This is a genomic window from Paraglaciecola marina, assembly GCF_004360155.1.
Lineage (GTDB): Bacteria > Pseudomonadota > Gammaproteobacteria > Enterobacterales > Alteromonadaceae > Paraglaciecola > Paraglaciecola marina.
In genome coordinates, this window is sequence record NZ_SAIS01000001.1 from 151,985 (window position 1) to 174,295 (window position 22,311).

General features: G+C 39.0%; 19 protein-coding genes. 13 read left to right on the top strand and 6 right to left on the bottom strand.

Going from position 1 to position 22,311, the window contains the following annotated elements; translation table 11 throughout:
* Nucleotides 1–16 precede the first annotated feature (16 nt).
* Entirely contained in the window at nucleotides 17–379 is a 363-nt protein-coding gene (locus tag EOK74_RS06750) for a hypothetical protein (protein ID WP_133469230.1), read from the top strand.
* 1 nt (nucleotide 380) lies between these two features.
* Here EOK74_RS06750 and EOK74_RS06755 read toward each other — a convergent pair whose 3' ends face one another.
* Genes EOK74_RS06755 through EOK74_RS06780 form a run of 6 tightly spaced genes read right to left on the bottom strand, consistent with a single transcriptional unit; the run spans nucleotide 381 to nucleotide 8,035 of the window.
* On the bottom strand, nucleotides 381–1,139 hold the full coding sequence (locus EOK74_RS06755; RefSeq protein WP_133469231.1) for an SDR family NAD(P)-dependent oxidoreductase: 759 nt from the start codon (nucleotides 1,137–1,139) through the stop codon (nucleotides 381–383).
* Nucleotides 1,129–2,064 carry a phosphoglycerate dehydrogenase gene (locus EOK74_RS06760; protein WP_205964542.1) on the bottom strand — a complete coding sequence of 312 codons (936 nt, stop codon included), beginning with the start codon at nucleotides 2,062–2,064 and terminating at the stop codon, nucleotides 1,129–1,131. Before EOK74_RS06760 ends, EOK74_RS06755 begins: the two co-directional genes overlap by 11 nt.
* The gene (locus EOK74_RS06765; protein WP_133469232.1) at nucleotides 2,065–2,742 is read right to left on the bottom strand and encodes an acylneuraminate cytidylyltransferase family protein; all 678 of its coding nucleotides are present in this window, start codon (nucleotides 2,740–2,742) and stop codon (nucleotides 2,065–2,067) included. It abuts the gene before it with no gap.
* Nucleotide 2,743: 1 nt separating this feature from the next.
* On the bottom strand, nucleotides 2,744–3,640 hold the full coding sequence (locus tag EOK74_RS06770) for a glycosyltransferase family 2 protein (protein WP_133469233.1): 897 nt from the start codon (nucleotides 3,638–3,640) through the stop codon (nucleotides 2,744–2,746).
* Between the two features lie 14 nt (nucleotides 3,641–3,654).
* Nucleotides 3,655–4,491, bottom strand: coding sequence for an SMP-30/gluconolactonase/LRE family protein (locus tag EOK74_RS06775; protein ID WP_133469234.1), 837 nt, complete (start codon nucleotides 4,489–4,491; stop codon nucleotides 3,655–3,657).
* A gap of 7 nt (nucleotides 4,492–4,498) precedes the next feature.
* Nucleotides 4,499–8,035 carry a 6-hydroxymethylpterin diphosphokinase MptE-like protein gene (locus EOK74_RS06780; protein ID WP_133469235.1) on the bottom strand — a complete coding sequence of 1,179 codons (3,537 nt, stop codon included), beginning with the start codon at nucleotides 8,033–8,035 and terminating at the stop codon, nucleotides 4,499–4,501.
* 171 nt (nucleotides 8,036–8,206) lie between these two features.
* On the opposite strand from EOK74_RS06780, the gene EOK74_RS06785 reads away from it, so the two are divergent.
* From EOK74_RS06785 to fliL, 12 genes are all read left to right on the top strand, one after another.
* Complete coding sequence (locus tag EOK74_RS06785) at nucleotides 8,207–9,010, top strand: flagellin N-terminal helical domain-containing protein (RefSeq protein ID WP_133469236.1); 804 nt, start codon at nucleotides 8,207–8,209, stop codon at nucleotides 9,008–9,010.
* Between the two features lie 191 nt (nucleotides 9,011–9,201).
* A complete protein-coding gene (locus tag EOK74_RS06790; protein WP_133469237.1) occupies nucleotides 9,202–10,629 on the top strand; it encodes a sigma-54 dependent transcriptional regulator in 1,428 nt (475 codons plus the stop codon).
* A 163-nt stretch (nucleotides 10,630–10,792) separates the two neighbouring features.
* On the top strand, nucleotides 10,793–11,983 hold the full coding sequence (locus EOK74_RS06795) for a sensor histidine kinase (protein ID WP_133469238.1): 1,191 nt from the start codon (nucleotides 10,793–10,795) through the stop codon (nucleotides 11,981–11,983).
* The gene (locus EOK74_RS06800) at nucleotides 11,984–13,330 is read left to right on the top strand and encodes a sigma-54-dependent transcriptional regulator (protein ID WP_133469239.1); all 1,347 of its coding nucleotides are present in this window, start codon (nucleotides 11,984–11,986) and stop codon (nucleotides 13,328–13,330) included. It begins immediately after the preceding gene.
* 252 nt (nucleotides 13,331–13,582) lie between these two features.
* Complete coding sequence (gene fliE, locus EOK74_RS06805; RefSeq protein WP_133469240.1) at nucleotides 13,583–13,909, top strand: flagellar hook-basal body complex protein FliE; 327 nt, start codon at nucleotides 13,583–13,585, stop codon at nucleotides 13,907–13,909.
* Between the two features lie 10 nt (nucleotides 13,910–13,919).
* Nucleotides 13,920–15,623, top strand: coding sequence for a flagellar basal-body MS-ring/collar protein FliF (fliF, locus tag EOK74_RS06810; RefSeq protein WP_133469241.1), 1,704 nt, complete (start codon nucleotides 13,920–13,922; stop codon nucleotides 15,621–15,623).
* Nucleotides 15,624–15,660: 37 nt separating this feature from the next.
* Nucleotides 15,661–16,695 carry a flagellar motor switch protein FliG gene (fliG, locus tag EOK74_RS06815; protein ID WP_133469242.1) on the top strand — a complete coding sequence of 345 codons (1,035 nt, stop codon included), beginning with the start codon at nucleotides 15,661–15,663 and terminating at the stop codon, nucleotides 16,693–16,695.
* 29 nt (nucleotides 16,696–16,724) lie between these two features.
* Complete coding sequence (gene fliH, locus EOK74_RS06820) at nucleotides 16,725–17,510, top strand: flagellar assembly protein FliH (protein WP_133469243.1); 786 nt, start codon at nucleotides 16,725–16,727, stop codon at nucleotides 17,508–17,510.
* A 7-nt stretch (nucleotides 17,511–17,517) separates the two neighbouring features.
* On the top strand, nucleotides 17,518–18,840 hold the full coding sequence (fliI, locus tag EOK74_RS06825; RefSeq protein WP_133469709.1) for a flagellar protein export ATPase FliI: 1,323 nt from the start codon (nucleotides 17,518–17,520) through the stop codon (nucleotides 18,838–18,840).
* 34 nt (nucleotides 18,841–18,874) lie between these two features.
* Nucleotides 18,875–19,309: a flagellar export protein FliJ gene (gene fliJ / locus EOK74_RS06830; RefSeq protein WP_133469244.1), complete on the top strand. Its 435-nt coding sequence runs from the start codon at nucleotides 18,875–18,877 to the stop codon at nucleotides 19,307–19,309.
* A 180-nt stretch (nucleotides 19,310–19,489) separates the two neighbouring features.
* Nucleotides 19,490–21,670: a flagellar hook-length control protein FliK gene (locus EOK74_RS06835; RefSeq protein ID WP_133469245.1), complete on the top strand. Its 2,181-nt coding sequence runs from the start codon at nucleotides 19,490–19,492 to the stop codon at nucleotides 21,668–21,670.
* A gap of 85 nt (nucleotides 21,671–21,755) precedes the next feature.
* Nucleotides 21,756–22,295 (top strand): flagellar basal body-associated protein FliL, encoded by a 540-nt coding sequence (gene fliL, locus EOK74_RS06840; RefSeq protein ID WP_133469246.1) that lies wholly within the window; start codon nucleotides 21,756–21,758, stop codon nucleotides 22,293–22,295.
* Nucleotides 22,296–22,311: the final 16 nt, after the last annotated feature.

Consider the following 22,311-nt stretch of genomic DNA (forward strand, 5'->3'; position numbering starts at 1 on the left):
CAATATTTGGCATAGCTTGTTTACACAAACTGGTAACTTTAAGGAATTTGTAGAGAGACTTCCCGATTTTATTAGAACAGTAGTTCATCCATTAGATGGAGAGCGTTTTATTAAAACTGGACAAAAGTGGATTTCAATCGATGAATTTGCATTTGGAGATAAAGGAGAAAAGTTAGTTGACCACATATTACCAATCGAATCACTAACTGAAACTTTAATTCCAATTTTAGAGAGCTGTAATATGCGAAATTTACCCTCAATACCTCAGATAAACACTACTAAACACGGACACTATCGTCAATATTATACTGAAAAAGAGAAAAAAATTGTAAAGAAAATATTTGAAGCTGATTTTGAAATAGGCAAGTATTCTTTTTAAGTTAGCGAACGTCTGGATCGGATAAACAGCCGTGGATTCCTCCCGTTGCGTTAATACAGGCACCATGAATAAACGATGCTTTATCAGAGCACAAATATACGGCTAATTGTGCTACTTCTACAGGTGTAGCAATACGGGCAATAGGATGAAAAGCTTCTAACATTTTATATTCTTCGTTTTTACCTTCAAATCCCGCTTTTAACATATCAGTACTTACTGCGGCAGGTTCAATCGCGTTTACTCTGACACTGCCACCTAAATCTACAGCCATATTTCTGGTTAATGAACTTAGAGCACCTTTGGTCGTTGCGTAAGTTACAAAATCTCGTTTAGTTTGAATAGCATGAATGCTACTAATATTGACGATTGAACCATGCTTTGATTGTATTAAATCTTTTAAAAACAACTGGCTAAGAAAGAAGGGTGCAGATAGGTTGACATTAAAACTTTGGAACCATTCATTACGAGTAATTTTGTCAGTTGGATTCAATATTTGTGTAGCAGCATTATTAATTAACGATTGAATAGGCTGTCTTTTGGTTATCTCAATAATTTCATTATGAAATGCTTCAGCATAAGCTTCATTAAGAACTATTTCTTCTAAATTGGTTTGAAGCGGGTAGACGTTTTCATTTTCTTGCTCAATAGGTTTTATGTCTGTTGCAATAATACGATAACCTTCTTCGGCAAAAACATTAACTAAGGCTTTGCCAATCCCACCATCTGCGCCAGTAATGATTACCCAGGGTTTATTGTTCATGTAAGAATCGTCCAATTTTGTCAATTGCAACTAACGAGGCGCGGTTGGCTGCTTCTTTTGTATTGGATGCATTGTGCGTACCTAGTATACATTTATCAAATTGCATTAATTTTGACTGGCTCGGCAATGGTTCAACATCAAATACATCTAATGCAGCCGCTTCGATGTGCCCTGACTCTAAATACGCTATCAGTGCACTTTCGTCAATTAGTTGGCCACGAGCAACATTGATTACAAATGCTCCAGATTTCAGAAGAGCTAGCGTCTGCTGGTTAAGCATATGCCAGGTATCTGCGTTTAATGCGCAGGTGAAAACTAGAAAGTCACATTCTTCAAGCTTGTTAGGAAAGGTTGAAAAACTGATATTTTTATTTTCGGTACTTTGCTCTGCGAAGGGATCAAATACTAAAACATTCATTTCTAAACTTGTAAGACGCGTCGCTAGGTTTGAACCTATATCACCATAGCCCACTACTCCCACTGTTTTTCCTGAAAGGCTCATTCCTGCTGGTTTTGGCCATAAGCCCATACGAACTTTGCGATCAATGTAAAATGTTTGTCGAGCTAGGCCAATAACGTAACCTAGGGCTAAGTCTGCTACTTCTTTGCCAAACATGTTGGGGGTGTTATCAATTGGTAGACCCAATTTTTTGCAGGCATCAAAATCAACGTTATCAATGCCTATACCCCATTTTACAGTGGCTTTTAAAGCACCACTTTTTCCAACTGATAGTACTGCATGAGTTGCTGGGTCATCTCCTATTATCCAGCCATCATAGTTAGGCAACAGAGATTTTAGTTCTTTTTCTGTCAACGTTTGGGTAACATTTCCTGAAACTAATTCAATGCCTTTTTTAACAGCATATTCCCTTAAACTCTCTAATTGTCCTAACATAGGCGGACAAGTTACTAACACTTTAAACATCTATTTTGCTCGCTGCTGTTTTTCGATTAATGCTTCAGCTAAAAGCCAATCTTCTTTCTCATCTATATCAATAGACTCTAATTTGGGTGTTACGAAAACTTGTGGCTTAAAACCAATTCTGGCTTTCGTTTGGTTAAATGAATTCTGATTAAATAAGTAAATACAAGAGTTCTCTTCATACCAAGGCTCTAGATCTTGAGTCCGTATTAAATTCTTAGGATCATGATTTATGGGTGATACATTCTGTTTGTAGAATCGCGTTTGATGTTTATTAACCGAGAATAAAGAGTCTAAATTTTCATTATTTAAGTACGCCCCGACAGCCCTTTTAATTGTTGCTCTTGATATAAGTGGGTTAGTGGTATGCGTCATAAGATAATGTTCAGCTGGAACAGCATGGATATCGTCATTGAGAATATCATTCATACTGACATGATCACCACAAAGGTTAGGTTTTCTATCGCGAATGATTATACGTTCTGAAGGTACTAGTCCAGAGTCGAATAACGTTTGCTTAGCATCAGTATTAATAACTACAGCATCAATTTCGTCAATAGATAATAAGGTGTCTAAAATCCATCGAAACAGAGGCTTGCCACCTAAAGGTTTAAAGTTTTTTCCTGGTACCCTTTCACTGTGTAGCTTCATAGGTAGCAAAGCAATGATTTTATGGCCCATATTATCTTTCTTTATTTATAGAATAGGGCCAAAAATAAAGGCGTTTGGGTTCAATGTTTTTATAAGTCGCTCCGCATTGCCCTAAATATAAGCCTCTAAATTGATGAAATCTATACTTAAAAATTGCCGCTAAATTTCTTAATAAACTTCTAGCTTTTAACGCTTTTTCACAATCTGAAATACAGGCTAGGAAAAACCAATAAATGGCCTCTGTTAAACTTAAAGAAGAAAACGCAATTTGCTTCAAGGCTTGGGCTTCTCGTCTAAAACGATGTTGTATTTGGGGCCAACTTTCTTCGTGAATATGAAACACAGAAGACTTTGATTGATAGCCTAGCTGATAACCTAATGCCTGTGCACGCTGGGCAAAGTCTAAGTCTTCAAGTCCCGATATGGACTCATTAAACTTCAGTGATTTCCACAACGTTTTATTCATCGCGGCATTTGCGTTATTACAAAAGTTAGATCTTTGAGGAATGGATGATTCATTTGGAAAGTTAGTTTCGAAAATTTGTTTTTCTGAGAATTGGGTTTTTTCATGGCTAAGTTGACGTCCATAAACATAATCTGCTTGCTTTGTAATTAAAGGCTTACATAATTGAATTAACCAGTTTGTTGTTGCTGGAATACAGTGACCACTGACAAATACTAAAAAGTCGCCACTTGCTGCTTCACACCCAACATTTAGTGAGTATCCAAAAGTAAAATCTTCCTGCTTAATGTGCTGAATGTTGCAATTGTAACGTTTTGCTATTTCGAGGGTTTTATCATTTGATCCGGAGTCAACAATGATAGTTTCAACTGAAATATTTTCAGTGACCTGATTTCGTATAGAGCTCAAAAGCTCTTCTAGATACTTTTCTTCGTTATATGTTCGAATAATTATACTAATCATCATTGCTGCGTATTTTGTTAACCTAATTTAAATATTAAACAGTTGCCGGAATCAGGTGCTAACTTTAACTCTTCATTTGTCAGGCCATGCCTAGCGCTTGTGACAAATAAGTAGTTAGATTCCGGTCCACCTATAGTACATGCAGTAACATGTGGCATTGGACATTTTATTTCACTCATTACCGATGATTCATTCCGTATTTGTACACAGCTTTGTCCCCACACCGCAATAAGCAAATTTTTCCTTTTATCTAATATGCCACCATCGGGTGTCCCAGGAGCGCTATATTGTGCCCAAACGCGCTTATTTTCCCAATTTAGTGTTTGGCCTTCTTTCTTCACTATATAAATTGTTCTGGAATATGAGTCGCTGATCAAAATTTCATTGTTGGACAACCAAACAAATGTGTTTGGAATGCCAATGTTATTTCCTACTACAGACAACTCTTTTCCTAAATCATATCTTAGGATCTGACCTGAATTTTCATCAGGGTCTTTTTTCATTGTGCCGAACCAAAGTGCACCATCAGGACCTATTACTCCATCATTACACCGCATATTCACAGCGTGGGGAATTGTAATCTTATTTTCAAATTCCCCCGTGTTTAAAGATAAAACGGCGATAGAGCTTTCTGAAGTTACTAATACTTTATCGTCAATCAGAACAGAAATATTAGTAACCATTTGTGTAAGGGGAAGCTTTTTAGGGGGAAATGATTTTCCAAACGGGAGTTCGTAAACACAATTCCCTAGAATATCGGTCCAGATCCAGCTTTGTCTATCTGAATGCCAAATAGGTGACTCACCTAATAAACATTCTGATGGGATAATTTTTGAAAGGGTATATGAACTCATCACAAGCCTAAAACCGCATATCTAATATTACAGAGTGCTTTTTGGATATTTTTTGTCGCATGCCTTGCAGTTTTTCATGGGATATTAGAGGATGAAGAAAGTCTTGTTTATCTAGTTTTTTGTATTCGATTTCTCCCCTCGAACCGGACAGCGAAAAGTTTTTAAGTTCATTCTCATGCTGATAACAGCATACATAATTACCATAATCACAAATGAAATACTTTGAATGTGACGGTTCTAATTTATGTATAAAGGGATTAGAGGTAACTGAATAATATTTAGGAATTATGATTTTAGGTGCTTTGAAACTAACACTCGCTCTAATTGCGTGCCCTATAATCCATGTAAGACCTGTAAAGGCTTCAGCTTCACCTATTTCAGGAACTAAAAATTGAGTTATGCCTTCCTTGGAAGTGCATTTATTATTAATGAGGTCATTTGTAATGACGACTGTACTAACCTTGCCTTTTATTAGGGAATACTCGTCTTGGTGGATATCATAAAGACAATAGTCCGGAGTTTCATTGAGTTTTTGGCTTTGCTCAAAGGTACAAACTGATACATTGTTAAACCAGGGGAAAGATTTTCGAAAAACATAATTTGCGATTTTTTCGAACTCTTCCGACTCTGTAACTATTAGAAATGTTTCATTTTTAAAATTTTGTTGTAGGAACTTTAATTCTCTATTGGTCATGAAGTATGAGGATATATCTAGCTCATCTACTCTAGTGGATACCTTATTTCTAATAGTACTTATTGAATTAGCCCAAAAACTAATACAACTAACATTGTTACTGAACAGGTTATTACCTTCATCACATTCAGAAGCATTGATATTGGATAATAGTTTGGTTAACGCGGCATTTGCATAATTAACCGTGCCATATAAGTAGTAAAACAATAGAGATTTACCTGTTTTATATGACGTGAATAACATTTCTTTTTGTCTATCAATGATAAATTGCACATCTTCAGTACAGGTGATTTCTTTTTCTAATAAGGTTTCAAATGCACTGATTTCTTGTAGCAATAATTCTTGTGAAAATTGCCTTTCGAATTTTTCTGAATAGTTTTCTAATCCGTTTGAAGAAAATACTTTTGTCTTAAGTACATCTAATGTTTGTTGTTTTTGTTCAAGTGTTGCAACAATTAACAAATCGTCAGGCCTAATAGGCAATGTCCCTTGAATTTTTGCGCCATCACTACAGTTATAGAAAGATTGGCCCTTCGGCTTTTTAGCTGTGACTTGCTCTATCACTTGCCTTGATACTTTAAATTCGTGTTTGGTATTTACAGTAGGGCGAAAATTACCTGGTACCACAATAGACGTATTATTTTTAGCCGAGTAGTCATAGGTTTCTTCGCCGTCTTCTTGGTAGTAACCTGACGATTTAGAATGATGGTGTTTTACACTAACAAAGCCTAGGTCTACCCCAATTAAATAAATGCTGGTAAACCCCATGCAACTAAATAGGTCACACACAAAGTTACTAACCGTAGGGAAGGCGTTTTGCAGTACCTCATAGTTCTCTCGGCCTAAAACAGTTAATGCTGACACAGTTGAAGACTCACCTTCTTTAAATGCAACCATCACGTCTTTGTATAATTCGCATGTGTCCGGGTGAACCCCATTGCAGGATATTAAGGTAATCTCTTTTAAATAATCTAAATCACCTACTAACACTGCCCAATCAAAGGTGCTGCGGTTTTGCTCTATTTCTGCGTGAAAATCTGGAGTAATGTTATGGCGGTGTAAGGCTTGTAACGCAGTACCACAGCTAATAATTATACTTTGTCCTTGCCATTCTTTGATGGCGTCAATAGAAGAGTCTAAAGAAGGGCCGTTACCCACTATGAATATAGGTACTTCTTTATTGTCATAACTTAACTTGCTAGCAGGGTCGGCCGTTAATATAGGAATATTACGCTGCATTCCTTCTTTTGTATGGGCAATACCATAATAAGCATGGTCGAAATATTCTCCCATTGAAATTACTACTTGCAATTGTTCTCTGAGCTGGCTAATAGCCGAGTTTAGTGAGGCATTGTAGTAACTTTGGTAGAAATAGGTGCTGTTTAAAATATAAGGGCCAATGGAGTAGAACTGGTTTAATAAATCTCTAAAAAGGTTAGTGCCATCATCACCAATATTAAGATAAATACGTGATTCAGATTTTTCGACGGTTTCAAAAATTTCCAACCAGTCAATGGCAAAAAGTGAAGCATAGAAAAAATCAGGGTTGGGTTCACAGATAAATAGTTTTTCAACTATGTGCTCGTTAAGTAACTTTTCAAGTTGATACCCAGCCCCTAATCCAAACATGATGATTGATGCAACTTTATCAGGCAACGCGCCCACTTCTTCATCAGCTTGCTGTAGTAGCTCTTCTGTTTCTTTTACAAATTGATAGTGGATGTAATGAGCTAATTTTGTCCCTTTATAACCTAGTACTAATCCATCTTTGTTGGGCTGTTCATCGAAGTTTTCAAAGTTGAGTACGCATTCGTTTTTAGGTGAATCACCATACCAAGAGTGTAAATTTTTAATATGTAATAAATTTACTTCGCCATTGTCGTTCTCAATAGGAAGCCACTTTTTGGGCGTATAATCTTTGAACTCATCATAAATAGCTGGAAAATATTTCTTTAGGGCGTCGAGGTTCTTTAAGAGTTTTTCGTTATCATCCTGAAGTAAAGTATGTGTTTTTAGCTCTATGTTGGGTGTCCAACTGCTCACATAATCTAAATAGTTATTTTTGGTTTTGATTGAAAAACCACTGTCTTGGATGTCCTTCCAACTGCGAGTCATCACATCATGCTCAAGAGAGTCAAATACCTGATGGTTATAATGTTTATATAAATGAAAGCTGGATATATCACAGTGTTCGACTAACTCTCCAATATCTTTTATTAAGTCTCTACCGTCTTTACCAAGTTGTAGAAATATCGAAGTGCCTTTTTTTTGTATCACAGAAAAAATACTACTCCAGGATATATCCAGTACAGAGCATTTGAAAAATTGGAGTTCTGGTTCGTATATTACGATATTCTTAATATTGTGTTGTTCAAGTAAAGGTTCTAAATGTAGTCCTAGTCCACAGCCTAAAACCACTAAACACTCTATGTCTGTGGGTAACGGGTTTTGTGATTCTTGTAACATTACACTTGGTAGCGTTTCAATGCTGTTTACCGTTTCTTCATCGTTATTATTTGTTATAAATCCCGTATCACTGCTGAGCCGTACTTGTGGAGAATGTTGTTGCTTTTTCGCTAGCTGTTGCAACACTTCGTCTTCTGGGTGAAACCCATATATGGTGCGGCCTTGTCCATAATCAACAATGTTATGTTCGCCATATTGATTAATAAACAGTGAGAAATTAGCTAAATCGGTAGATTCTATATAATTTAGCAGTGAGGGGACGTTTCTTTGGAAAGCGTTAACATTGGCTTGTTGTGTTTTTAGAATATGATTGGCGAGTTCGTTTTCTAACTGTGCCTGTTTTTGTTCATCTTTTTCGATATGTAAGCGAATATTTTTAAGCATTTATTTTGTGAACTCTAATTTTAAGACCAAGCAAGAAGTTTAATTATTCCATTTATGCTCTAGTTACCGCAACGAAATATTATATAAAGGTATTGATTTACATTGGTATTCTAGATTACTTTTTGAGCGTCTATCTGCTAATATCTACAGAAGGCAAGTGAGGGTAACACCATGATTAATTTTAATACCGAGTCAAATTCTTCGTTATTGCAAAAAGTACAGAACAAGCAAGAGTCTATTCTTGAGAAATTATCTTCAGGAAAACGAATCAATAGTGCTGCAGATGGTGCTGCAGCTCAACAAATTATTGACCGCCTAACGTCTGAAGTAGAAGGCGGTAGACAAGCTATCTCTAATGCCTATGATGGCGTCTCGTTAACTCAGGTTGCCGAAGGTGGTTTAGCAGGAATTAATGAAGACGTTAACCGCATAAGAGAACTATCAGTGCAATCTGGTAATGGCTTATTAACTGATGCTGATAGACAGGCCATCCAATCTGAAGTGTCACAACTGCAAGAAAACATTTCCCAAACCATAGAGCAAACAGAGTTTGCAGGTAAGTCTTTACTGTCTAACGATGGTTCTATCGATTTTCAAGTGGGCTCTAATGCAGATCAAAAAATTGGTGTTGGTACCCAAGATGTTCTTTCTGGTTTAAATGATATTCTAAATGTGGACTTAAGTTCAGCAGATGGTGTTGAAGATGCTCTGGCCGCAGCTGATGCTGCCACTGAGTTTGTAGGTAGTGCTCGAGCTGATTTAGGGGCAACCCAAAGTCAATTTGAAAGCGCAGCTCGTAACCTTACTCAAACAAACGTAAATGTCGCTGCAGCAAGAAGTCGTATTCAAGATACTGATTTTGCTCAAGCAACATCTGAAAATGCAGCTGCTGGTATATTGAGTCAAGCAGGTATTGCAGTACAAGAGATCGCAAATCAACAGCAAGGGCAAGTGCTGTCGTTGTTGAATGGTTAGTATGTTTACCAACTTAACTATAAAAAAGAGTAGCTAAGCTACTCTTTTTTTTGAGGTTTGTTACTTAAACCTTAGGATTGCTCAATAAAAAAGCATTTTATTAAAATTGCTTGAAATTCAGTTGCTATCCCCTCTCGAATGTTTAGAATCATTTGATAAAGTTAAATAAATACAAGCAGAATTGAGGGTGCATGAGCAATATTTTGATTATTTGTTCTGATGAAGAACAAGCCAATAATCTTACAACTATTCTTACCTTTCTTGGTGAATGCTGCTCTAGTGTTTTATTTTCTTCAGCCATTGAAACTTTAAAAATAAATCCAGATATCGAATCTGTGCTGGTCGATGGCGCAAGCACTGAATTAGTAAGTGATATAGGTGAAAAGTTCCCTAGTATTCCATTCATCCTATTAGGTAATTACGATAACTTTAAACCCAAATCAAATATTGTTGGGGTTATCAGTGAGCCAATTACATATCCAGCATTAACTCAGATGTTACATAGATGCCAAGAGTATCGACGTCGTCAACCCTCGAGAAAACCAAATCCTCACCAAAAACCCAGACTTTTTCGTAGCTTGGTCGGAAAAAGCGATCATATACGGAACGTGAGACATCTCATCGAACAAGTTGCGCCTAAAGAAGCCAATGTGCTTATCTTAGGGGAATCAGGTACCGGCAAAGAGGTGATAGCCCGTAACGTACACTTTATGTCTAACCGTAAAGAAGGGATTTTTATTCCGGTAAATTGTGGTGCTATTCCTGGTGAGTTGCTTGAAAGTGAATTATTTGGACATGAAAAAGGGGCGTTTACTGGGGCTATTGGTACACGTAAAGGTCGTTTTGAAATGGCGGAAGGCGGGACCTTATTTTTAGATGAAATTGGTGATATGCCTTTGCAAATGCAAGTGAAATTATTAAGGGTGTTACAAGAGAGGACTTACGAAAGGGTAGGTGGAACTAAGCCTATTAAGTGTGATGTGCGTGTAATTGCAGCCACCCATCGAAATTTGGAAGCCATGATCGAAGATGGCAGCTTTAGGGAAGACTTATATTATCGCTTAAATGTGTTTCCAATTGATAGCCCTGCTTTAAGAGAGCGTAAAGAAGATATCCCGCTATTACTACAAGAGCTAGTGTGTCGCTTACAAGAAGACAATGCTCAGATTAAATTTACAGAAAACGCCTTGAAGTCATTGATGGAACATAAATGGCCTGGAAATGTTCGAGAGCTGTCAAATTTAGTGGAGCGCTTGATGATTTTATATCCTGAGCAACTCATTGATTTAGCTGATCTACCATTTAAATACAAACATTTAGATATTGATCCCTACGAGCCTGAATACCCAGAAGAGTTGCTTGAGCGAGAAGCTATTAATGCGCTATTTAGAAGTAATGATGACGATGATGAAAGTGAAACTATCAACGATGCTTCGTCTAAAGAGTTGCCAGTTGATGGGCTAAATTTAAAAGAATACATTTCGGAGCTAGAAGTTAGTTTGATTTCTCAAGCGCTAGAACAACAAGATTGGGTTGTTGCTCGTGCAGCTGAAGCTTTGGGGATGCGCCGTACAACCTTGGTAGAAAAAATGCGCAAATACAATATTAATAAAGCATAACTAGCTATACCGGCTTATTTATCCCATAGGCCGCCATTTCTTTGACATCATTTTTAACCATTTACCTATCTAACCTTATGTTTTAAAAGACTATTTCTTTTGGCATGACATGTGCTTTGTAATACTCGTAATCATTCTGTCTAAGTTTTGACGTGGGGAATTTATGGGGTCTAACAATAGCTTGCCAAACAATATACTTAAAGACGCTGTTTCAAGAGCGGATTTATTACCTAATGAGCCCCTTGTAGCTGCAGAGGAGTCGATGGAGCTCGATGCATTACGCTTGCAGGCCAACCGTTTAGAACATTTATTACAGGTTATGCCTGCTGGTGTAGTGGTAATTGATGGTAAAGGTGTAGTGAAACAGTCTAATCAGCTTGCCAAATCATTATTAGGAGAGCCACTTGAAGGTCAGTCTTGGCGCGCCATTATTCTGCGTTCATTTAAGCCCCAAGCAGATGATGGGCACGAAGTTTCTTTGTTTGATGGGCGTAAAGTTAAGTTATCTATCACACCTTTAGGAAAAGAGCCGGGACAACTGATTGTATTAACTGACTTAACAGAAACCCGTCAGTTACAACAGAGGATTGGACATCTTCAAAAGTTATCTTCCTTAGGAAAAATGGTGGCCTCGCTAGCCCATCAAATACGCACGCCTTTATCTGCAGCCATGTTATACGCTGCCAACTTGTCAAATAACACCTTGAATAAAAGCTCGAGAGACAAGTTCAGTGAAAAATTGCAATCCCGACTGAGAGACTTAGAAAGCCAAGTGAATGATATGTTGTTGTTTGCAAAAAGTGGTGATGGGCAGGTTGTGAGTAATATTTCTATTAATGATTTAATGTCAGAGCTACAACAAGGCGCTGATGCTATGTTACAGAGACAGCAAGCAAAATTAATCCTACAGCAACCAGAATCTGATTTGACAATTTTGGGAAATAAAACGGCTTTGTTAGGTGCGCTGCAAAACTTAATTCACAATGCGCTCACAATTAAACCTGAAAACGCAGTGATAAACTTATCTGTGGTCCAAGATAGCGACCAGCCTAATTGGGTCAGCGTTAGTGTTAAGGATAATGGCCCAGGTATCAAAGATGAAAATATCAATCGTATTTTTGAGCCCTTCTATACAACTAAGAGTAACGGAACAGGCTTGGGTTTAGCGGTAGTAAAAAGTGTTGCACAGTCCCACCAAGGCAAAATTAGTGTTAGCAACTTAGCTGATGGTGGAGCCTGTTTCACCCTTAGGCTACCCATATACAATTCCAATAGTTTAACAGAAACCACGATTCAATCCGCGAAATACAATCAGTCGCAACCACACTATGCCGATGCGGCGGGGAGTTTATAAATGAGTCAAGCAAAAGTATTAATTGTTGAGGATGATGCTGGCTTACGTGAAGCGCTAGTCGACACTTTATTACTTGGTGGGTATCAAGTCATTGAAGCAGAAAGTGGTGAACGAGCTTTAATCACACTATCTGAACAGTCTGTAGACTTAGTTGTCAGTGATATCCAAATGTCTGGTATGAGTGGTTTGTCTTTGTTGAAGAATATAAAAAACAAACACCCGAATCTTCCCATTTTATTAATGACGGCATTTGCCACTATAAATGATGCGGTACAAGCAATGCGAGATGGGGCAACAGATTATCTGTCAAAGCCTTTTGCACCTGAAGTCTTACTTAACTTAGTAGGCCGTTATGCTCCTGCCCATAAGGTTGAATCAAGAACACCAGTAGTTGATGATCCAAGTAGTCTGCAATTATTAGCATTGGCTAAAAAAGTTGCGGTATCAGAAGCCACAGTTATGGTGCTTGGTCCAAGTGGCTCTGGTAAAGAAGTCCTAGCGCGATACATTCACGACCAATCTAATCGCAGTGCAAAGACATTTGTAGCAATAAATTGTGCTGCTATACCTGAAAATATGCTTGAAGCTACTTTATTCGGTTACGAGAAAGGAGCGTTTACTGGGGCGTTACAAGCTTGCCCAGGTAAATTTGAGCAAGCCCAAGGTGGCACTATCTTATTGGATGAAATCAGTGAGATGGATCTTAGCTTACAGGCTAAACTATTGCGGGTATTACAAGAAAAAGAAGTTGAGAGATTGGGGAGTCGTAAAACGATTTCTCTGGATGTTAGGGTGATTGCTACTAGTAATCGTAATCTAAAACAAACAGTTGATGCTGGTGAATTCAGAGAGGATCTATATTACCGCCTTAATGTGTTCCCATTAACTTGGTTACCCCTTGATAAACGTGCTGGGGATATTGTGCCCTTAGCAGAGCATTTAATTGAGCGCCATTGTCAAAAGTTGGGTAATGCTATACCTAAATTAACAGCCGCTGGTCGCAGCAAATTGTTGCAACACAATTGGCCTGGCAATGTTCGTGAGCTGGAAAACGTGATCCAGCGTGCATTAATTTTATCCGATGGCACTCAGATTGATGCGATTGATTTAATGATTGAACAAGACTTGGCTGTTGGTGCTAGAGCACTTGATATTGAACCTGTTGAAGATGATAACAGTAAGCTTGGTTCAGAGTTGCGACAACAAGAGCACCAGATTATTTTGGATACCTTGCAAAGCTGCAAAGGTCGCCGTAAAGATGTAGCGGAACGTCTTGGGATAAGTCCAAGAACTTTACGTTATAAGCTTGCAAAAATGCGAGAAGTGGGCATTGACCTACCGGCATAAAAGCTCAGTTTTTGCTCTATAATTAGATTGTTTTTTAGCCACCTGAACCGGTGGCTTTTTTATGCCTATTAGATAGTTCTGAATGTCAAGAATATGACACTGTTTTTATTTATGATTTTTGACTGTAACTCATTGTATTTTATAGGTAATTTATTTTAATTTGTTTTGTTTCTATTTGGCATCCGGCTTGCTATTGATACATGTACAGTGTTTCAAAATTAGAAAACGTCAATAGGTAGTGGGAGCAAGGTCATGGACATTAAAGCACAGTCAATCTATCAAGAACTGCAAGGCATGGCCGAGCAGACGAAAATGGGGCTGGGTGAATCTGGCGGGATTGCTACTAACCCTTCGTCGCAAAATTTTGCTGAACTGCTGAGTCAAGCTGTCGGTACAGTAAACGATATGCAGTTAGAGTCCAAAGATAAGGCGATGGCGTTTGAAATGGGCGATAAAAATCTTAGTTTAGCCGATGTAATGGTCGCTAAAGAAAAAGCTGGGATTGCGTTTGAGGCTACTATTCAAGTAAGAAATAAAGTACTTGATGCCTACAAGCAAATTATGAATATGCCAGTTTAGGAGTTAGGTTTTGGCTGAAGCTGCGGGTACAGAATTAGCAATGAGTGATATGAGTACAGACTTGTACCCAAGTGACTCAGGTGCGGAACAAAAATCAGGGTTTATGGATTCAGTTGGCAATGCCGATATGATGCGCCAAATAACTTTGATTGTGGCATTAGTGATATGTGTAGCTATTGCTGTGTTTATTTTTCTTTGGGCGCAAGAACCAGACTATCGTCCATTAGCCAAAATGGAGACCCAAGAGTTAATTGAAACGTTAGATTATTTAGATCAAGCTCAAATCGATTATCGCCTAGAGGGCAACGTTATATACGTTAGTAGTGAGCAGTATCAAAGTATAAAAATTGGCATGACTAGACAAGGAATTTCACAAGGAGAGTCAGCTGGCAGCGATATTATTATGCAAGACATGGGGTTTGGTGTGAGCCAACGTGTTGAAAAAGAGCGTTTAAAACATGCCAGAGAGAAACAAATTGGTAGCACCATTGAAGAAATAAATTCCATCGCACGAGCAAAAGTTTTACTCGCTTTACCTAAAGAAAATGTGTTTGCTCGCCGTGAGAAAAAAGCCAGTGCAACAGTCGTGGTGACTAGCAAACGTGGGGCTATGATCACCTCTGGTGAAGTCAACTCTATAATTGATATTGTTGCATCTTCTGTGCAGGGGTTAGAACCAGAACGGGTGACTGTAAGTAATAGTAATGGACGCCTGTTAAACTCAGGGTCCCAAGACGCAGACTCGGCACGCTCTCGTAAAGAGTATGAGTTGGAGAAAAAGCGTGAGTCAGAGTATCTAGAAAAAATTGATTCAATTCTTATTCCTGTCTTAGGGATAGGTAACTATACAGCGCAAGCTGATGTCACCATGGATTTTACTTCAGTAGAGCATACTCAACGTAGTTACAATCCTGATTTGCCTGCCATTAGAAGTGAAATGACAGTTGAAGATAATAGCATTGGAGGGGTTATTGCGGGCATACCTGGCGCGTTAACAAATCAACCTCCTTTGGACGCGAATATTCCTGAACGAGCTAATGGCAGTTCAACGCAACAAACAACACCAGGCAGAAACCACAGAGAAGAAACCCGTAATTACGAGTTAGACACCACAGTTAGCCACACAAAGCAGCAGGTTGGGGTGATACGTCGTTTGAGTGTTTCGGTAGCCTTAGATTACATAACCAATACTGCGGCAGATGGCACCGAGAGCAGTGCCCCCAGACCACAAGCTGAGCTATTAGATATTCGTCGTTTGTTACAAGGTGGAATCGGCTTTGATGTGACTCGAGGAGACTCTCTAGAAGTTGTTAGTATTCCATTTAGTCGTGATGCAGACTATGAAGCCATTGACTTACCGTTTTGGGAAGACCCTGTTTTTATCCCTATGCTTAAGTTAGGTGGGGGCATCTTTATTATTGCCTTACTGATTTTGTTTGTAGTTAGGCCTATGGTCAGTAAACTCATTCACCCAGAAGAGTTAAAGAGTAATGACTTAGACGCTGATGAAGGATTAGATTTAGGTGACGAAAGTATTAACCTCTTGGCGGAAGAGTTTGATGAATCTCAGGTAGGCTTTGCTGCAGATGGCACCTTTATGCTACCTGATTTACATAAAGATGAAGATGTATTAAAAGCAGTAAGAGCCTTGGTTGCAAATGAGCCAGAGTTATCTTCACAAGTTGTTAAAAACTGGATGATGCTTGATGATTAATCTAGGATTTAACAAAAAGAGTATTGAGGACTAGGTTGTGGATGAAGATAATGTAGAAGACACCGGATATGACGTCGGGAAATTAGAGGGTGTCGATAAAGCTGCCATATTATTACTGAGCCTGTCAGAAGAAGATGCGGCACAAATTCTTAAGCACCTTGAGCCAAAAGAAGTCCAAAAACTAGGGCAGGCTATGGCCTCGATTGAGGATATGACCCAACCTAAAATCACGGCCGTGCATAAAAGTTTTATCGAAGAAATCCAAAACTACAGTACCATTGGATTCCAAAGTACTGATTTTGTTAAGCGAGCACTAACTTCGGCATTAGGTGAAGATAAGGCCGCTAACTTAATCGACCAAATATTAATGGGATCAGGTGCTAAAGGTCTAGATTCGTTGAAATGGATGGACTCGAAGCAAGTTGCCAGTATTATTCGCAACGAGCATCCGCAAATACAAACTATAGTTATGTCTTATTTAGATGCTGAGCAATCAGCGGAAATTTTGAGTCAGTTCCCTGAAAAAGTACGGCTAGACCTAATGATGAGGGTGGCTAACCTAGAAGAAGTTCAACCTGCTGCATTACAAGAATTGAATGAAATTATGGAGAAACAGTTTGCCGGTCAAGCTGGAACTCAAGCTGCGAAAATGGGTGGGCTTAAATCTGCAGCCGATATTATGAACTATCTAGATACCAATATCGAAGGTCAGTTAATGGACGCTATTCGTGAGCAAGATGAAGAAATGAGTCAGCAAATTCAAGATCTTATGTTCGTATTTGATAATCTTGCCGAAGTCGACGATAGAGCTATTCAAGCCATACTCCGTGAAGTACAACAAGAAGCATTACTTAAAGCCATTAAAGGTGCTGAAGACGAACTTAAAAATAAAATCACTAAGAACATGTCCAAACGTGCAGCTGAAATGTTAATCGATGATTTAGAAGCCATGGGCCCAGTACGTATTAGTGAGGTCGAAACTGCACAAAAAGAAATTCTATCTGTCGCTAGGCGCTTAGCTGATTCTGGTGAAATCATGTTAGGCGGTGGTGGTGGTGATGAATTCTTATAAGTATCTGACGAGTTTGAAAAGGTAGTTTTATGACTGATGAAGAGTTGGAAGAAGAGTTTAAAACATGGGATCTACCCTATGTAGAACAGAAAACTTCAAAGGTTGATTTAGATAAAACTAACGCCTTAAACCGAAAGTCTAATTGGAAATACGAACCTCCAGAGCCAGAAATTGAAATTCTACCTCCCACAGCTGAAGAGATTGAAGCGATTAGAGCTGCAGCTCACGCTGAAGGGTTTGCTGAAGGGCAGAAAAAAGGTGAAGACGAGGGCTTTCAACAAGGTTTGGAAAACGGTCAAAAAGAAGGTTATGCAAAAGGGTTAGAGCAAGGAACTCAAGAAGGCTTAGCTAGCGGTGAAGAGCAAACTCAGCAGAATCTTGCATTATGGGAGAGCTTAATTGAAAGTCTTCAAAACCCTGTTACTAAAGTAGAAAAACAACTCGAACAAGAGCTAGTCCTGTTAGCAGTGAGTTTAGCTAGAGGGGTAATACGTAGTGAAGTGAAGACTAATCATGACCTTATATTTCAAGCCTTAAGTGAAGGCCTAAAAGTATTACCTATTCAAGAGAAACATTATCAGATTCGTTTGCACCCAGATGATATTGAGCGGGTAAATAACCACTTTTCAGAAGAAGAAATCACTAAACATCGATGGGATTTGGTTGCCGCTCCTGAATTATCTGCTGGTGGGTGTGAAATTGTAACGGATGCTAATGCGGTCGATATATCGGTTGAACGACGAGTGCGAGATGTTATAGATAAGTTTTTACTTGAGCAGGGCTTAAGTCACTTGGCTAATGCTAGTGACGAGTAAAGCCTCTATGTTAGAGCGTATCAAAAAGTTAAAACACCAAATTCCCCATGCGCCTATAGTTGCCAGTGGCAAGTTGGTAAGAGGTATTGGGCTAACTCTTGAGGCCGTGGGGTGTCAAATGCCTGTCGGCAGTCAATGTTTAATTCAAACCATAGAAGGCGAAATAGAAGCTGAAGTGGTTGGCTTTGCGGAAAATATCACTTATCTAATGCCCACTGAAGCTGTGAAAGGCATAGTTCCTGGTTCTAGAGTCTTGCCTCTCAATAGAGAGCAAGGTTTAGCTGTGGGAATGGAGTTATTAGGCCGAGTGGTGGATGGTAACGGCCAACCACTTGATGGACTTGGGCCAATTAATGCTGAAACACGAGTCCCCTTAACTAAACCACCAATGAATCCATTATTACGAAAACCCATCACACAACCATTGGATGTTGGGGTGAGAGCCATTAATTCTGTTATTACAGTTGGCTCTGGGCAACGTATGGGCTTGTTTGCTGGCAGTGGTGTAGGTAAAAGTGTATTGATGGGCATGATGACCCGAGGAACCACAGCTGATGTTGTTGTGGTTGGCCTAGTTGGGGAAAGGGGCCGAGAAGTAAAAGAATTTATTCAAGATATATTGGGTGAAGAAGAACGAAAAAAATCTGTAGTCGTGGCGGCTCCTGCGGATACATCACCATTAATGAGACTCAAAGGATGTGAAACTGCTATTACTATTGCCGAATATTTTCGGGACAAAGGCCTAAATGTTTTATTGTTAATTGATTCATTGACCCGTTACGCCATGGCACAAAGAGAAATCGCCTTAGCTGTGGGTGAGCCGCCAGCCACCAAAGGATATCCACCTTCTGTGTTTGCCAAGTTACCTGCATTAGTGGAAAGAGCGGGCAATGGCTCAGAAACACAAGGCTCTATTACTGCGTTTTATACAGTACTAACTGAAGGAGATGATTTACAAGACCCCATAGCGGACGCAGCGCGGGCTATTTTAGATGGGCATATAGTGTTGTCGCGAGACTTAGCTGACTCAGGACACTATCCCGCCATTGATATAGAAGCTTCAATTAGCCGGGTTATGCCTATGGTTGTGTCCGAGGATCATGTATTAAGAGCAAGGCGTATCCGTCAAGTTTATGCCACTTATCAAAGAAACCGAGATTTAATCAGTATAGGCGCTTATTCAAAGGGAACAGATCCTCGAATTGACTTATCCATAAATGCTGAGCCTGCAATTAATGCCTTTTTACAGCAAGGTATGTCGCAAGTTCTAGATTTTGAACACAGTACAGCCGATATGACTACATTGAGTAGTGGCTTGGGAACAGGATGAGTAGTATTAGATTGATAAATGAGACTTTACTTTAATGGCTAACTCTCAACTAGATATCGTGGCTGAATGGGAGCGACAAAAAGAGCAAAAGATGGTTGAAGATTTTCGCCAGGCGCAGCAGTTTGCCCAGAATAATAAGCAAAAATTATCAGGTTTAGAAAATTATCGCTTAGATTATTTAAGACAAGTTCAACAAAAGGCTAAACAAGGTATAGGTAGTTTAACTTTTGGGCAGCATCACCAGTTTATAGGTAAGTTAGACAAGGCATGTGAAATGCAAGTTCAAGCTTTAAATAAAGCCCTTGTTGTAGCTGATCAAAGACGTGCTCAATGGTTACAACAACAACGCAAACGTAAAGCTGTTGAAATGCTCTTAGAAAAGCAACAAATAGCAAAGCAAAAACGAGAAGACCGACAAGAGCAAATAATGCTTGATGAAATGTCTCTACAAAAATACCTCCGCAAGTAATTAGCACAATTTTATAAATTGGAATACTCCTTGCTCTATCTAGTTTGAGCACTAATTTATTTTTACCCATAAGACATTTAAGAGTTACAGGGCTTAGTTCGATAATTGCTGTAACGTGCTGAAAAATATAAGTTAAATGACTATGGGGTGACCCAGTACTATGAGGTTAAGGACGTTACAATGATGCAACAAGTTGCCACAGCTAAATCAGAACTTGCCGCTTTTGCCATAGGCGCTGAAACAAGCGGCCAGCAAGAGTCAGCGATGAAAGAACAGTTTGGTTTATTACTAAAAGATCAACAAAATAGCCTAAGTAAGCATGAGAAGTCTGTTAGCTCTATTAAAGACGCGGCAACAAAAAGTTCAACTTCAAGTAAAGAAAAGCCCACTGAAATTAGCCCCTCAAAACCCAATAAAGAGCAATCAAGTAGTAACGCTCAAATAGAAGATTCGGCAGCGAGCTTAGCCAAAGAAAAGTACGAATCTGATAAGCCTACAAAGCCGCAACCGAAAATTGAGAGCCATGATGATATTAAGGTTAAATCATCAGATAAAGGCGAACATGATGTTATCCCTAGAGATGCAAATATTGATGTTTCTAAATCGATTAGTAGCTCTGACATTATCTTGGAAAGTGACTTAGATACCGAGTTAGAAAATATAGACCTGCAACAGTGGGTTAACTTAGTAGATAACCTGCAAGGTTTGAATCAAGGTCAGGCTGAGTTAAAGGTGGACACAAAAGAGTTAACAACTAAGTTATCAGGAGAGCAGCAAGCATTATCTGACCTTCTAACGAATACTTCTGCCCATGGCTCAGATATCAGTTTGGCTGAGGTAGAAACTAACTTAGAGACACTAGACCTTTCCAACTTAGAGTCTGACGATACGAGCCAGGTGAAAAGTAGTCAGCTTTTAGCAGAGAAAATAATGGGGCAATTAGAAAAAGCGCCTAATAAAGACGAGTTTAATAAAATAGTAACTAAAATTCTTGATTCTTTAGGTGATGAAGTTCCAACAGATGATTCATTAGTTAATGCAGATAACCTAAAAGCAAGCCTAGACATATTACCCGCTGAAAGTCTCGATGCTCTGGAACTCCCAGATTTAACCAAGGATGTGAATAAGTCTCTTTTAATTGAGTTGTTGCAAGATAATGGGGAACTTAACCTCGATGAGCCATCAATCATGGCTGAAACAGATAACGCAGAACTGCTAGTTTCGGGATCTGAACAAGCAATTGTTGCCGACTTAACCGGCAATATAATAGCTGAGGAAGAAATTGAGTCTTCTGAAATAGGCGAAATAGTGACGGCTACTGGTCTTGATAACGAGCTGGCTGAATCAGCTACTGATACTGCACCTGAAGTGGTGAGCATAGTAAATAGCATAATTTCACCAAATGAAAATAAACACTCTGAAGTGAAAGCTTTACTTGATTTACCTGATACTAAATTAAATAAAGTCCTAGAGAATATTAGCAGTCGTGTAATTGAGCAAGAAAAGGTAAGTGATGCCACGTTATCGGAACAAAACCAGTTAGCAGCACAACGCTCAGTATCGACTTTGATTGCGGATCTTGCCCCAGCAAGTGAACTAGCCTCTAAGGAGTTTGTTGCTGCATTAAAAACTGGGTTACAAGAATTTAAAAGCCAACTCGCACAGGGACGGGAGCCTGGCATAGATTTAAAGGCATTAATTGCTGAAGCTGCTACTAAAGTATCTGACCAGAGTGTGGTGAACAAAACTGCATTGAGCTCTGATATGACAGTTAACAGCGTGTCCCAAGTAATAGATTTTGCTAGCACCCTTAGTCAAGCTTTAGAGCATAATCAAAACCAATCTTATAATAATCATGCTAGAGACGTTGCACAAATTCAAGGTGAGCAAAGCAAACAAGTGCAGCTAAATCAGCTAGAAACTAAGTATGATAAAGCGATTAATATTACTAAACCTGAAGGCCATCAACAATTAGCTGAAAAGGTTCGCTGGATGGTCAATACCAAGAATTTAGTAGCAGATATTCGTCTCGATCCAGCAGAGCTAGGCTCAGTACATGTTAAAGTCGCAATGTCTGGAGATTCTGCAACCGTCAATTTCGTGGTGCAGTCTCACCATGCACGGGACGCCATGGATTCAGCAACGCCGAGATTACGAGAAATGTTGGCTGATAAAGGTATAGAATTAGGGCAATCATCAGTACGCCAAGAAAGCAATGGTCAACAACAAGAACAAGGTGAGCTCGCCGGGAATGGTGGCGGATCTGAGCAAGGTATAGAAGAGCTTGAAGTGCCTGAGACTATGTTATCTCAACAAAATGTTGTGAATGGGGCTTTAGGTGGAATAGATTATTTTGTGTAATCGGATACTAAAAGTGTAAAGCACGTTGCCAAATTTTATTTGAACATGATAATAGGCAGAATGTTGTTTAATTTGAGAGAGCAGAATGGCTGAAGAAGAGTTACAGATGGAAGAGGGGGGCAAAAAAAGCAAGCTGATGATCATTATCATTGCTGTGGTTGTCCTGATAATTGGTGGTGGCGCCGCTTATTATTTTTTAATGGGCTCTGAAGAGCCTGCGCCTGTAGTTGAAGATGGAGCAGCGGTAGCAGGCTCTGAAGGTACTGATAACGCAGCGTCTGCCAATACATCATTGGTTAAAACGGGTACGGCTTTATATGTAGCAATGCCAAGGCCGTTTACCTTTAATGCCCCTGGTGCAACTCGGGATAGATATGTAGAAATTAAGGTGCAATTGATGATGCGTGGCTCTGATAACGAAGAGCAAGTAAAAATGCACATTCCCTTAATTGAAGGCACATTATTAACATCTTTCAGTACTGCTAATGCAGATGATTTAGCTACAGAGGCCGGTAAAACTGCTATTCGAGCTAATGCTTTAAAAGAAGTACAAAGAATTATGGCTGATTTAACTGGTAATCAAATTGTGGAAGAAGTTTTGTTTACTGGGTTCGTAATGCAGTAAATGGCATTGATTAAAT